At 54.5% G+C, this 13,022-nt stretch carries 10 protein-coding genes; all 10 read left to right on the plus strand.

Annotation, left to right across the window (positions count from 1 at the left end):
- Positions 1-306: 306 nt before the first annotated feature.
- The 10 genes from ACG1VR_RS09930 (at position 307) to ACG1VR_RS09975 (ending at position 12,992) form a co-directional block, all read left to right on the plus strand.
- The gene (locus ACG1VR_RS09930; protein ID WP_395490822.1) at positions 307-1,431 is read left to right on the plus strand and encodes a hypothetical protein; all 1,125 of its coding nucleotides are present in this window, start codon (positions 307-309) and stop codon (positions 1,429-1,431) included.
- On the plus strand, positions 1,428-4,859 hold the full coding sequence (locus ACG1VR_RS09935) for an ImcF-related family protein (protein ID WP_395490823.1): 3,432 nt from the start codon (positions 1,428-1,430) through the stop codon (positions 4,857-4,859). The genes ACG1VR_RS09930 and ACG1VR_RS09935 overlap by 4 nt, the downstream gene beginning before the upstream one ends.
- Positions 4,859-6,460, plus strand: a complete 1,602-nt coding sequence (gene tssA / locus ACG1VR_RS09940; protein WP_395490824.1) for a type VI secretion system protein TssA — start codon at positions 4,859-4,861, stop codon at positions 6,458-6,460. Before ACG1VR_RS09935 ends, tssA begins: the two co-directional genes overlap by 1 nt.
- A gap of 27 nt (positions 6,461-6,487) precedes the next feature.
- Complete coding sequence (gene tssF / locus ACG1VR_RS09945; protein WP_395490825.1) at positions 6,488-8,242, plus strand: type VI secretion system baseplate subunit TssF; 1,755 nt, start codon at positions 6,488-6,490, stop codon at positions 8,240-8,242.
- Positions 8,206-9,288, plus strand: a complete 1,083-nt coding sequence (gene tssG, locus ACG1VR_RS09950) for a type VI secretion system baseplate subunit TssG (protein WP_395490826.1) — start codon at positions 8,206-8,208, stop codon at positions 9,286-9,288. The genes tssF and tssG overlap by 37 nt, the downstream gene beginning before the upstream one ends.
- Positions 9,266-9,805 (plus strand): type VI secretion system lipoprotein TssJ, encoded by a 540-nt coding sequence (tssJ, locus tag ACG1VR_RS09955; protein WP_395490827.1) that lies wholly within the window; start codon positions 9,266-9,268, stop codon positions 9,803-9,805. Before tssG ends, tssJ begins: the two co-directional genes overlap by 23 nt.
- The gene (gene tssE / locus ACG1VR_RS09960; RefSeq protein ID WP_039898304.1) at positions 9,805-10,260 is read left to right on the plus strand and encodes a type VI secretion system baseplate subunit TssE; all 456 of its coding nucleotides are present in this window, start codon (positions 9,805-9,807) and stop codon (positions 10,258-10,260) included. Before tssJ ends, tssE begins: the two co-directional genes overlap by 1 nt.
- A 38-nt stretch (positions 10,261-10,298) precedes the next feature.
- Positions 10,299-11,669: a VasL domain-containing protein gene (locus tag ACG1VR_RS09965; RefSeq protein WP_395490828.1), complete on the plus strand. Its 1,371-nt coding sequence runs from the start codon at positions 10,299-10,301 to the stop codon at positions 11,667-11,669.
- 96 nt (positions 11,670-11,765) lie between these two features.
- Positions 11,766-12,401, plus strand: coding sequence for a carbonic anhydrase (locus ACG1VR_RS09970; protein WP_016536798.1), 636 nt, complete (start codon positions 11,766-11,768; stop codon positions 12,399-12,401).
- Positions 12,402-12,608: 207 nt separating this feature from the next.
- A complete protein-coding gene (locus ACG1VR_RS09975) occupies positions 12,609-12,992 on the plus strand; it encodes a DUF6515 family protein (protein ID WP_395490829.1) in 384 nt (127 codons plus the stop codon).
- Positions 12,993-13,022 lie beyond the last annotated feature (30 nt).

Genomic DNA, 13,022 nt, shown 5'->3' on the forward strand with positions numbered 1-13,022 from the left:
ATGGTATGGAGCAGATTTGATAAAAAATCGCTATGGATTGATATTTGTGACTAAAAAAAAGAATAATTTTCTAAAATATGCGAGCGTAAATTACTTATGTCTATTCTCAAAATAATCTACGAAAAGAATGGATAACCCTGAAGTATGAAATGCAATGATGATATCAATATAATATCACATGGCTTATTGTGTTATTCAATTTATTAGCAGGAATTGTAATGTTCAGGTAATAATGAATGTTACTCAGAGTTATCTATTACCTTCCTCTTTGGATTTTAAATATAAGACAAAACATCGAGTTCTATTATGGCATGGCCTATACCTGATATTCCTGAAAAAAAATCACTTCCAGCACCCAAATATTGGCTCTGGATAATGTTACTGCTTTTGATGTTAATTACAGGGGCTATTTTCAGCTTAGAGATCTGGAATGTGTCAACCTACGATAAAGTTTTCTTCTACGGTATCCTGCCAGCATTGCTGGTTTGGCTATGTTTCTTTGGGGTAATGTTAAACCGTTATGAGCAGTCTGTCGTAGCCAGTCGGGCCTGGAACCTTGAAACAGAACAAACCAAAGCTGAATGGCGCAGTTGGAGTCAGCGGCAGCTTGCCGTGATTGGCAATGTTTTGTTTTGCCCGGAAGAGAAAGGAATGGAAGCCCTGTTGGGTGAGTTGGATAAGGTGCCTGCATATCCAAAGAAAGCCCGTCCATTATTTAATTCCCCGCATAGTTTTTCGACATTAATGAGAGAAACCGACCAGAGGCTGGAACTGCAATGTCCAGGATACCGTCATTTTCTACACTCTATTTATGTTTTTCAGTCGCCAGGCAGATTTGATGAATATCACAATGAGTCTATTTATCAACAATGGGATCTTATACCCGCTTCAGTCTATTCAACGGAATTATTAGAGTCTTTCTATGATGCTAAGATATCTGATGGGTTGATATTAATTCTCTGTCTTCAGGACTGGCGTGCCGGAGTCATTGGGCAGTCAAGTGAATTTATTTCTGCCCAGCTTATCGCGTCACCCACCTTTGCTCGCCAGCATTCACTGCCTGTTATTGCTGGCATAACTCGTATGATGCCGCTAGAAGTAGGGCAGCTTATAAATGAGTTAGATATGTTATTTGAATTTATACGGCCTGACAGGGAGAGCCTGGAGTATGTTTGGCTGTCTGGAGCGGCTGAAAAGACTGCCGCTGAAATTATGCAGTACGCAACCCGGCATCAATGGCAACTGCCGGAAAAAAGGCCTCTACATTCTATCGATCTCTCCTTTGGGCCGCCTGGGGAGATGGCTTTACCACTTTCCTTAGCCATGCTGGCCGAGGCCGCCAACAAAACGGGTAAGGATCAGCTGCTTGTTAATCAGACGCCGCAGCAAACAGGGACACTTTGCTTGATTAACAGGGAGCTTTACACATGAGCGAACAAAAAATATTGCCAAAATCACGCTATGGCTCATGGGGATACTTCCTGCTGGTTATTGGTCTGGCGGGGATAAGTGCTTTTTTACTTTTTATCAACCAGGACAGTTTGAACAGTTTCGGGATTTCAACGCCCAAAATCTGGACCATTTGGGGGGGCGTATTTGCCGTCTTGCTCCTGGGCCTGATTGGCTCGCCTGTTTGGTGGCGATGGAAGCAGAGACGAAATCAGGCCCGCTACAAACCACAGGTACATGGTGAGAAGGTTGAGCCGCTCTCCGTTGAAGGTATTGATATTGCTCCCTCTTTTCCCGGCCTCAAAAAACACCTTCGAACCCGCTACAGTTTTTTCTGGCGCAGCAAAGTCCGCCTGCTGTTGGTCACCGGTGACCAGGCGGCCATTAATCTACTGCTTCCGGGGCTGGAGGAAAACCAGTGGCTGGAAGGTAACCGTACCGTTCTGATCTACGGCGGCAGCCTGTCTGCGGAAATTAATGCCGAAAAATACGCTTCACTACGCAAGCTACGCCATGGCCGCCCGCTGGACGGGATTGTCCGGGTTATTGGTCAGGGGCTTAGCCTCGATCCGGGGCAGAGTGATGATGACCTGCGCGGGCTGGAGAAGATTGGCGAGCTGCTGCGCTACCAGCCGCCGGTTTGGCTGTGGCAGCTGTGTGCCAGCGGCTGGTCTCAAAGTGGCCGAACCGAACAGGCGGTTGGCGTTGCCTTCCCGCTGCGCGCCGCGCCGGATGATATTGCTCACCAACTGGAAAATTTACTGCCGGAGCTTAGCAGCAGAGGTATGAGTCAGGTTGTGGAGAATAACGGCCATGACTTTTTGCTGCGCCTAGCTCAACATCTTAAGAACGGAGGCATCTCCCTCTGGGGGCAGCAACTGGCACCCTGGCTGTATGCCAGCCAGCAGCGCATTCCGCTACGAGGTTTGGCCTTTAGCCTGGAGAATCGCGAGGGAGCAGGGGAAAGCGCGGCGGCGCCGCTGGCCGCTGGTCGTAAAAATACGCTGCCACTTCCCGCTACCTGGCAGGCCATTATTGACGATTGTGGCCGCGTGCGCGGGCGCCGTGTTGGTTTTGCGTGGGAGCGAATGCTTGCCTGGGGGTTGATGGGCGTTATCGGGATATGGGGCGCGGGGCTGCTTATCTCCTTCGCCCTGAACTGGCAGCAAATATCTACCGTGGCAAGCAAAGCCCGGGATTTGGTGGAACATCCTGCTGTTTCTGACGCTCAGTTGACTTCCCTCCACAGTCTGCGCAACGACGCGGGCAGCCTGCAGAACCATCTACTGCATGGTTCCCCGTGGTATCAGCGTTTTGGGCTGGATCACAGCCAGCAGCTGCTTGGCGCGATGTTGCCCTGGTATGGCGTGGTTAACAATCGGCTGATTCGCGACCCGGCCAATGCCGCCCTGGCCGGTAAGCTTGGCGCATTGGTCAATTCTGCCCCGAATAGCGACCAGCGCGCCCAGCTTGCGAAACCGGGTTACGACCAGCTAAAAGCCTGGCTGATGATGGCGCGGCCGGACAAAGCGGACGGCACGTTTTATGCTCAAACCATGAAGGCCGTACAGCCTGAGCTGAACGGCGTCTCCAAAGGTTTATGGCAGAGTTTGTCGCCCGATCTCTGGGCATTTTATATCTCTGAGCTGCCGCACCAGCCGCAGTGGAAAATCACCCCGAACGCCGCCCTGGTTAACCAAAGTCGCCAGGTGCTATTGCAGCAAATTGGCCGCCGTAATGCCGAAAGCACGCTGTATGAAAACATGCTCAAATCGGTGCGCCGTAATTTTGCCGATGTTTCGCTTGAGGATATGACCCCGGGCACGGACGCGCGCCGTCTGTTCTCGACCGAAGAGAGCGTGCCGGGCATGTTCACCCGTGAGGCATGGGAAGGCGGCGTTAAGCAGGCCATTGATAAGGCTGCTAATACCCGCCGGGATGAAATTGACTGGGTGCTGAGCGACAGCCGTAAGGCGGTCTCCGCTGACCTGGCTCCGGAAGCGCTTCGGGAGCGGCTAACCCAGCGTTATTTCACCGACTTCGCCGGCAGCTGGCTCAACTTCCTCAATAGCCTGCGGCTTAACCCGGCAAATAATATCGCGGATGTCACCGATCAACTGACGTTGATGAGCGATGTTCGCCAGTCGCCGCTGATTGCGCTGATGAATACCCTGGTGCGGCAGGGGCAGGCGGGGCAGAAAAGTGAAGGTTTGTCCGACTCGATAATCAAATCGGCTAAGGACTTAATCAACAGCAAAGATAAACCGGCCATCGACCAGAGCGCTTTGGGGCCACAAGGCCCGCTGGACGAAAGCTTTGGGCCGCTGCTTCAGCTTATGGGAAAAAATAAAAACAACGATGCGATATCGGCGGACAGTTCGCTGAGCCTGCAAACATACCTGACCCGCATTACGCGCGTGCGGCTGCGCCTGCAACAGATCGCCAGCGCGTCGGACCCGCAGGAAATGATGCAGACTCTGGCGCAAACCGTATTTCAGGGAAAAAGTGTCGATTTGACCGACACCCAGCAGTACGGCAGCCTGGTGGCCGCAAGCCTTGGGGAAGAGTGGAGTGGTTTTGGCAACACGTTGTTTGTCCAGCCTCTGAATCAGGCCTGGGAAACCGTGTTGCAGCCCTCGGCGGCCAGCCTCAACGAGCGCTGGAACCGGGCCGTAGTGGCAAACTGGCATACGGCATTTGACGGGCGTTTTCCGTTCGCGGCAAGCAAAAGCGATGCATCTTTGCCGATGCTGGCCGAGTTTATCCGCAAAGACACGGGCCGCATCGATCGTTTTCTCTCCACCGAACTCAACGGCGTGCTGCATAAAGAAGGCAGCCGGTGGGTTCCGGATAATGCTCATAGCCAGGGGTTGACCTTTAATCCTGCGTTCCTCAAGGCGGTCAATCAGCTCAGCCAGTTGTCGGACGTTCTCTTCACCGACGGCGGGCAGGGGATCGGTTTTGAGCTACAGGCGCGCCCCGTGCCGCAGGTGGTGGAAACGCAGCTCACCATTGATGGGCAAAAACTGCATTATTTTAACCAGATGGCTGACTGGCAAAGCTTCCGCTGGCCGGGTGAAACCTATAAACCCGGCACGCTATTGACCTGGACTACAACCGGGAGCGGCGCCCGCCTGTTTGGCGACTATGTGGGGGCATGGGGCTTTATCCGCTGGCTTGAGCAAAGCAAGCGGCAGCGGCTGGACAGCAGCCACTGGATGATGAACTTCACCGCGCCAGATGGCCGAACGTTACAGTGGGTGCTGCGCACACAGTTGGGGAATGGCCCGCTGGAACTGCTGTCATTGCGTAATTTTACCCTGCCAGCGCAAATATTTAGCGTGGAGCCTGGCGTGTTGGGGCAATTTGCCGATGAAGGCGATGCTATACCCATGGATGGAGTGAATTAATGGCCTCTCTACACAATTTAGTTTTAGCCTGCGGGGCTGATGAAAATAAGCTGATCCAACAATCTCTTACGCGTCTTCAGCTGTGGGATAACTGGCTTCAGCCGCTGAGCGACGACAATCCAGTGGGGGAAGATCCCGGTTATGACGACGATTTTCAGCGCATTCGTGAAGAAGTTAACCAGCTTTCGGGGATTGATACCGGCCTGATTTGCTCTCTGACTGAAAAGCTGCTGACCGGCGTCAGCAAGGATTTACGTGTCGTCACTTTTTACGTGTGGGCTCGCCTGCATCAGGACGGCGAAACCGGTCTGGCTGAGGGGCTGGAGCTGCTGGCCGGAATGCTTAAGCATTTTGGCTCCAGGCTGCATCCGCTCCGCGACCGCAGTAGAAGAGCTGCTCTCCAGTGGCTGGGCAGCAGCAGAATGCTGGACAGCCTGTCGCTGTACCCGGAAGTGGACGTTGCCGTGATGCAGCGCGTGGTGGGAGCATTACTGCTCTCGGAGCAGATTTTGCAGCAAGGGAGTGAAGAGGCTCTGCCCGAACTCAATCCCTTGTATCAGGCGCTCGAAAACCGGCTGGCGCAAAGCGGTGGCGCGCAGAGCATGGTGCCGCAAACCAGCCGGGACGAAGATGCTCTTCCGGCGTCAACTTCCGGCGGCGCGGCAGTCCCGGGCATGACCGATGTGGCGTCCGGGCGCGATCTTCTTGACCAGGCAAAAGTGCTGGCTCAATACCTCCGTAACCAGCCCGGCGGCTGGCTTGCCGGGCATCACCTTATCAAAAGCGTGCGCTGGGATACGCTGACACAGCTTCCTCCGCTTGATGCTAACAGCCGTACCCGGTTGCTGGCACCTAAGCCCGATCATCGCGCCCGGCTTAAGCGTTTATACCTGCAGCAAAGCTGGCTGGAGCTGCTTGAACAAACCGACAGCCTGTTTGTGCGCGGGGTAAATCACCTGTGGCTGGACGTGCAATGGTATGCGTGGCAGGCGCTGCTGAAAATGGACTCCGATAGTTGCCGGGCAGATATCCTGTGCCATGACCTTAAAGGGCTGCTTGCCCGGCTGCCGGGCCTGGAGTCGCTTGCTTTTGACGATGGCACGCCGTTTGCCGATGAAGTGACGCTTAGCTGGATAGGTGAAAAGATCATCGCCGAACCCGACAGCTGGCAGAGCGAATCGCTTAGTACGGCTCCTGCAGCACAGGATGACATCCTCGCTCTTGAGCCGGAAGTGCTGGCAAAAGCCGATGGGGAAGGTATCGAATCTGCTCTCAACTGGCTGCAAAACCGGCCGGGCATGGCAACCCCCCGTGACCGCTGGCTGATGCGTTTGCTTATGGCGCGGGTCGCCGAACAATACGGTAAAAACGAGATGGCGCTGCATCTGCTCGGGGAGCTGGATGCCGCCGCCCGGCAGATAACCCTGCAACAATGGACGCCAGATTTGCTGTTTGAAGTGAGGGCGCGCCGCCTGAAGCTGCTGCGTATGAAGGCGGCACGTAGCGAGACGGATAAAATCCGCCTCCAGCCAGAGATGGATACTTTACTTGCCGGGCTGCTGTCTCTCGATCCCGCACGCGCCGCAGTATTGTGCGGCTAACCTACCGAACAAACAGAATATAAATTTATGGACGATTTAACTCTGCGTTATTACGACGCTGAAATGCGCTATCTGCTGGAAGCCGGGGAGGAGTTCGCCCGTGCTCACCCTGAACGTGCCGCAATGCTAAACCTCGATAAAGCCGGTGCGCGGGACCCGTATGTGGAGCGGCTATTTGAGGGATTTGCCTTTCTTATGGGGCGGCTGCGCGAGAAGCTTGACGACGATATTCCCGAGCTGACGGAGGGGCTGGTCAGCCTGCTGTGGCCACACTATCTACGCACCATTCCTTCTATGTCGATTGTGGAGTTCACGCCTGACTGGCGGGAAATGAAAGAGAAGATGCGCATCGAAAAGGGCTTTGAGGTTCTTTCCCGGCCCATCGGCGAGAAGAATACCCGCTGCCGCTATAGCACCACGCAGGAGATAAACCTCCAGCCGCTGTCGCTGGAAAACGCCAATCTGGCGACCGACTCAGAGGGGCGGTCGGTGATTAACATGCGCTTTCAGTGCAGCAGCCTTGCGGACTGGGGCCGCATCGATCTTAGCTGCCTGCCGTTGTATTTCAACGCCGATGCGCCGCTGGCATGCGCGATGCACGAAACTTTTACTTTGAATGTTGAACGCATGTGGATACGTCTGGCCGGAGAAGCAGAACGTCGGCCTCTTGCGGGATATTTCACGGCTTCGGGTTTTGACGAGGAGAGCGGCTTATGGCCAAAAGGAAGTGCCAGCTTTAGCGGCTACCAGCTGCTGCTGGAGTATTTTACCTTTCGTGAAAAATTCATGTTCGCCGGTCTTCATGGACTGGATAGCATTGATTTTCCTCCTCAATTACCCTGGTTTGAAATTGAGGTCGTGCTTTCTGAGCGCTGGGAGCATGATTTTAGTTTCACCGAGAAGCATTTACGGCTGAACTGCGTGCCGGTGGTTAACTTATTTTTGCTGGAATCGGACCCACTGACCATTAACGCTTTGCAAACGGAATATCTGCTGCGCCCAATGCGTGTTCAGGACGGGCACACCGAGATCTATTCGGTTGACTCGGTCCTGTCTTCGGGGAAAAACACCTATGTGCCGTTTTCCAGCTTCCGCCATAAGGGCGGGATGATGCGGCACGAAGCGCCCGAATATTATTACCATACTCGCGTGCGGCGCGGCCCTTCGGGGCTGCACAACACCTGGATAATCCTCGGCGGCGAGGCATTTGATAACCATACCGTGCCGGCAGATGAAAGCCTGTCTTTAACGCTGACCGGCACTAACGGGCAACTCCCGCGCAGGGCGCTGCAAAGTACGGTGCTTGATAGCGTGATGAAAACCACCTCGGCAAGTATTGCCGTGCGTAATCTTTGCGCGCCAACACTGCCCTGTTACCCGCCGGACAGAGATCGCTTTCACTGGCGTATTTTAAGCCACCTCGGCAGTAATTTTCTTTCCATGATGGATAACGCAGAGGTGCTGCGCGGCACGCTGGCTCTTTATGAATGGACGGACAGTGAAATGAATCGTCGCCGCCTCGAAGCGATTATCGATGTCAGCCACGGTGAAACGGAGCGCTTCGAACAGGGCCATTTGTTACGCGGCGTGCAAATAGAAGTGACCCTCGACAGCGGCGGTTTTGCCGGGCACGGCGATATCTGTTTGTTTGGTGAAATGCTGAGTCGATTTTTTGCCCTCTATACCGATATCTACTTGTTTAATCGCCTGATTATCATTCTGCAACCAACCGGAGAGCGCCTGGAATGGGAAGAGAAACACAACCGCCGCATTCCGGGTTAAGCCGCGACCTGGCAAAAGATATTTCGCGGATTAACTTTTATCGTTTTTGCCAGCTCATTGAGAAGCAGAACCCGGAGAATGCGCCTTTGGGGGGCGGTAGTCCGGCAAACGATCCGGTGCGATTCAGCCCCTGGCCGGGCATGGGCTTCCCGGCCGGTGAGCTAAGAGCGGTTGAATACGATGAGGATAATGCCGACAAGCCCCCGGTTATTCGTACCACGTTCATGGGGTTGTACGGCGTGGACTCCCCGCTGCCTACCGCTTACCTGGATGATATTACCCAACGCAGGGAAGGGCACGAGGCGCTCCAGGGTTTTCTTGATATTTTCAGCCACCGCATCCTTACGCAATTTTATCGCATCTGGCGGAAATACTCCTATCCGGCCACTTTTGAAAATGGCGGGACGGATGCTATTTCACAGTCGTTGTTGGGGCTGGTGGGGCTGGGGATCCCCGGGACGGCAAACCACATTGCCACGCCGGTATCCCGTTTTCTCGCGCTGCTTGGTGTACTGCGCCAGCCCGGTAAAACGCAGGAAGGGGTGCGGGCTCTGGTTCAGCTTCTGGCCCCGGAAACAACGGCTTGTGTTAGCCCTTATTCGCTGAGGCCGGTTGCCGTTGCACACCCTCTGGCATTCAGCGACGAAGAGGACATTCTGTTGGACGGCAACTCCCCCCTCGGCGATGAGGTGATGGACGCCAGTAGCCAGCTTCTTATTGAGCTGAAGACCGGATCTGCGGACGAAGCTCAAGGCTGGATGCCAGACGGGCAGCTATATCAGGACTTTATGGTGATGCTGCGCGTCTATCTGGGCTGGCGTTTTAAGGCGCGTATCACGCTGACGGCCGCGACGCATTTGTTAACCATACCGCCCCTGGGCGAAGCGCCTTTTTGGCCTGGAATGAACGGCGTTCTGGGGGGCGATGAGGGCTGCCCGGAAGAGGAAGTGCCGGGAACGTTTACCACGGAGCTTGGCTACTACGGCGGCCTTAAACCGGCAACACTGCAAAAAGGAAATCGACGTGTTACCTACAAATTTGACTAAATCAATGCTGATGGCGCTGCTTGCCTGCGGTTTGTCCGGCTGTGGTCTTGGCCAGAGCGTTGCGGACGGGACTAAATCGGCATTTAGTTCAGTATTTTATAAGCAAATCAAAGTGCTGCATCTCGACTTTACCGCCCGTGAGGCGCTTAACACCGATCCAACTGAAATTCGCTCATTTTCCGAACCTATGGTGGTGCGTATTTACCAGCTAAAAGATCGCCAGGTATTTGATAAAGCGCTGTATCAGCAGTTATTAGCCGAGGGTGATAGCCTGCTGAATGGCGACCAGCTTGCGAGCCGCAGCCTGGTGATAAAACCGGGTGAGGATGCCTCGCTGGATATGCCGATGGAGGCTGAGGCTAAATTTGTTGCGGTGGTTGGGTTCTTCCGCCATCCCGACATGGAAAAAAATAACTGGAAACTGGTGATGAGCCGCGAAGCGCTCGATCCGGATAAGGCCAGAGTTATTGAGGCAGGAAGCCATGGCCTGAAACTCCTCCCGCTTAAGGATGAATGATGCCCGATAATCATAATGGCCCTTCGCTGTATGAAATGCTGACCGGCAGCTACAGCGGCGGCCTTGAACTGCACAACGTGAGCGAAGAAAACCAGGTGGTGCTGTCGGTGCTGGATAATATGCAGCGCATCCTCAACGCGCGGGCTGGCACTCTGGCACACCTGCCGGATTACGGCTTGCCGGATATGACCAAAATCCTTCAGGGCATGCCGGGTACGGCGCATCAGCTGATGGCGACGCTGTCCGAAGTGCTGCTGAAATACGAGCCAAGGCTTAAGGCCATCAAGGTGGTGATGCTCGGGCAAAATATCCCCGGCGAACTCCGCTACGCCATAGACGCGGAGCTAAAAGGCATTGGGCTGGTGCGCTACGGCACCGAGTTTATGCCGGAGGGCAAGGTGATGCTCAGGCACCTTAAACAGCAAAACTATCTCGAGACCAGCCAGTTTATTTAATCCTCACTTTGTCATTTACAGTCGAAATGGATATCACTATGTCCCAGGCATACGAACGCCAACTCAAAACCGGGGGCGACCCCCGAACAATGCCGGATTACGCAGCGCTGCGCGATGAACTCGGCAAGCTTTCCCACCCGGCGCGGCCCGATGTTAACTGGGCCTATGTTGAACGCCTGGCGCTTAATTTATTTGACTCTAACGGCGTCGATCTTCAGACGGCGGCCTGGTTCACTCTGGCAAGAACCCAGCTTGCGGGGGTTTACGGTTTTAACGAAGGGCTGGCGATAGTGGATGCCCTGGTTCGCTACCAGTGGTCGGCCATGTGGCCCGCTTCGGTACACGCCAGAATTGAGATTATCAGCGGCCTGAGTAAAAGGCTTCAGCAGGTGTTCCGCACGCTGAGCCTCCAGCGCGTGGATCTTGCGGCGCTCTACAGAAGTGAAAGGTTACTGGCGGCTATAGGCGAGGTATTACAGCGCCTCGAATTGCGTAATGCGGCAGGGATTGAGGCGCTGCGCCAGATGCTGCAAAACGACATTACCCGGCTTGAAAACAGCGATGCGGCAGCGCCCGAGGAACATCAGCCTCAGGCCGTGGTTTTGCCGATCCATACGGTAAATTCAGAAGCGAGTGAAGGCGCTCCGCGCTGGGTTTATGTGGTACACGACAGGCCAGAAGTAGAAGTTGAGATTAAAACCGAAGCCCCACGCCGTATCACGCCGCTTAAAGCCTTCGTTTGTGGCCTCGCGGTTTCGGCTGCCCTTGCGGGACTGGGTGGCGTAGCCATTCCTGCTCTGCTTAATCATCCGGCGGAAAATGCGTTGATGGCCTCGGTTGCAGAATTACCGGCAACTCTGCCGGCGGCAGAGGTCGAAACACTGCACCGTGAATCCCCGGGCTGGCTGCATCAGAACGTGGCCTATGGCAGCCAATTGCAGTCGCGCCTTGAAGAGCTTGGCAGGCTCCCTCCGTACTGGCCGCTGCTGCACGGGGAGCGGCTGGTGGAGCAAACCTGGCAGCTTTACCCTGGTTCAGAAATGGCGAAAAATGCCGCAGGAAAATGGCGGGCGATGATGGTCGCCAATGCGCTACCGGCATCCGGCGCGGCAGGCTGGCGTCACGGCGTGGCCGAACTGCAAATGCTCCAGCAGCGCCTGAACCAGCTGGATGAGAAGAAGGGAAAATACCTGACCGTTAGCGAGCTAAAAACCGTGGTGTTTTCTGTTTCAAAATCGCTGAATGACGAAGTGCCTGCCGAAGAGCTGGTTCGCCGGTTACAGGATTTGCCCGCCGATGAGCCCGTACCGCAGGCGTTACAAGGCCAGCTGGAGAGCAGGCTACGCCAGCTGCTTAACAGCTATATGCTTATTAAAATGCGGCATGAGGATGAGCAAAGTGGCGGTTAAGGGCGACCAGAAATCTCTCTTTTTGGCCGCAGGGACTGGACTAACTGAATGTGATCTTTATCATGTCGTGGTCAATACAGAATAAGAGAATGTGCTATGCAACATATCATTGAAGGTTTTCTGAGCTTCCAGAAAGAAGTTTTTCCGCAACGCAAAGAACTCTTCCGCAGCCTGGCTTCCAGCCAAAATCCTAAAGCGCTTTTTATTTCCTGTTCCGACAGCCGCCTGGTGCCAGAGCTGGTGACTCAGCAGGATCCGGGGCAGCTCTTCGTTATCCGTAACGCAGGCAATATCGTTCCTTCCTTCGGCCCTGAGCCGGGCGGCGTGTCGGCGACGATTGAGTACGCGGTGGTTGCGCTTGGCGTGACTGATATCGTTATCTGCGGCCACTCTAACTGCGGAGCCATGAAGGCCATCGCCTCCTGCCAGTGTCTTGACCCGATGCCGGCCGTGGCGCACTGGCTGCACTATTCAGACGCGGCGAAAGCGGTAGTTGAAAAGAAAACCTGGAATAACGAAACCGACAAAGTTAACGCCATGGTGGAAGAGAACGTTATTGCCCAGTTGAATAACATTAAAACCCACCCATCGGTTGCGGTTGGCCTGCGTAACGGCGGCCTGCGTCTTCACGGCTGGGTTTATGACATCGAAAGCGGTGAAATTCGCACGCTGGACAGAAACAGCAAGACCTATATTTCCCTGGCCGATAACCCGGAAGTGTACTTCGAATAAATCAACGCCGGTCACATCGCATCGACTGATAAATCCACGCCCCGGCGTGGATTTTTTACATTTGGGGATAAATAAAAATACCTGAAGGGGGATTGTGGAGATTTTGGGGATTTACCATTCCTCTACGGTAAAGCGCGGCAGGGCAGGCTTATAATCGACAGATGACGGGCTAAAAGTTACGCCCGGCCACGGGAGTGGAGGGTTAAGATGAAAAAACAACTTTATGTTATAGCGATGTCTGCGCTGATGGTTGTGCCGCAACTGGCATTGGCCCGCCCGGGACCGTGGTGGGGGCACGGGCCAGGGTTCTATCGCGGGCCTCACTACTTTTACCCGTGGCCACGCCTGACCGTTCTGCCCGGTCTTGCAACCGCGATTATCGTTGGCGGGCTGACTTACTACGTCGTCAACGGTATTTATTATCAGCGGCAGGGGGCGGAGTACGTTCGGGTTGAAACCCCATCCAGCCCGGGGGCCGGCATCAGCGTGCTGGATTATAACGGCAAGCGATACTACGTGCGTAACGGGAGCTACTTCCAGAAAGATATCAACGGTAATTACTTCGAAGTGCCTCGCCCCGCAGGGCTTTAGCCGGTAGCCGTTCACCTGGTATGAGTGTTC

The sequence above is a fragment of the Cedecea davisae genome, assembly GCF_044095835.1.
Taxonomy (GTDB): domain Bacteria; phylum Pseudomonadota; class Gammaproteobacteria; order Enterobacterales; family Enterobacteriaceae; genus Cedecea; species Cedecea davisae.

What these genes read in the sequence shown, in the direction of transcription:
- tssG (WP_395490826.1), top strand. Translation starts at nt 8,206, where the DNA reads ATGGGAAGAGAAACACAACCGCCGCATTCCGGGTTAAGCCGCGACCTG.
- ACG1VR_RS09970 (WP_016536798.1), top strand. Translation starts at nt 11,766, where the DNA reads ATGCAACATATCATTGAAGGTTTTCTGAGCTTCCAGAAAGAAGTTTTT.
- ACG1VR_RS09930 (WP_395490822.1), top strand. Translation starts at nt 307, where the DNA reads ATGGCATGGCCTATACCTGATATTCCTGAAAAAAAATCACTTCCAGCA.
- ACG1VR_RS09935 (WP_395490823.1), top strand. Translation starts at nt 1,428, where the DNA reads ATGAGCGAACAAAAAATATTGCCAAAATCACGCTATGGCTCATGGGGA.
- ACG1VR_RS09975 (WP_395490829.1), top strand. Translation starts at nt 12,609, where the DNA reads ATGAAAAAACAACTTTATGTTATAGCGATGTCTGCGCTGATGGTTGTG.
- tssE (WP_039898304.1), top strand. Translation starts at nt 9,805, where the DNA reads ATGCCCGATAATCATAATGGCCCTTCGCTGTATGAAATGCTGACCGGC.
- tssA (WP_395490824.1), top strand. Translation starts at nt 4,859, where the DNA reads ATGGCCTCTCTACACAATTTAGTTTTAGCCTGCGGGGCTGATGAAAAT.
- tssF (WP_395490825.1), top strand. Translation starts at nt 6,488, where the DNA reads ATGGACGATTTAACTCTGCGTTATTACGACGCTGAAATGCGCTATCTG.
- ACG1VR_RS09965 (WP_395490828.1), top strand. Translation starts at nt 10,299, where the DNA reads ATGTCCCAGGCATACGAACGCCAACTCAAAACCGGGGGCGACCCCCGA.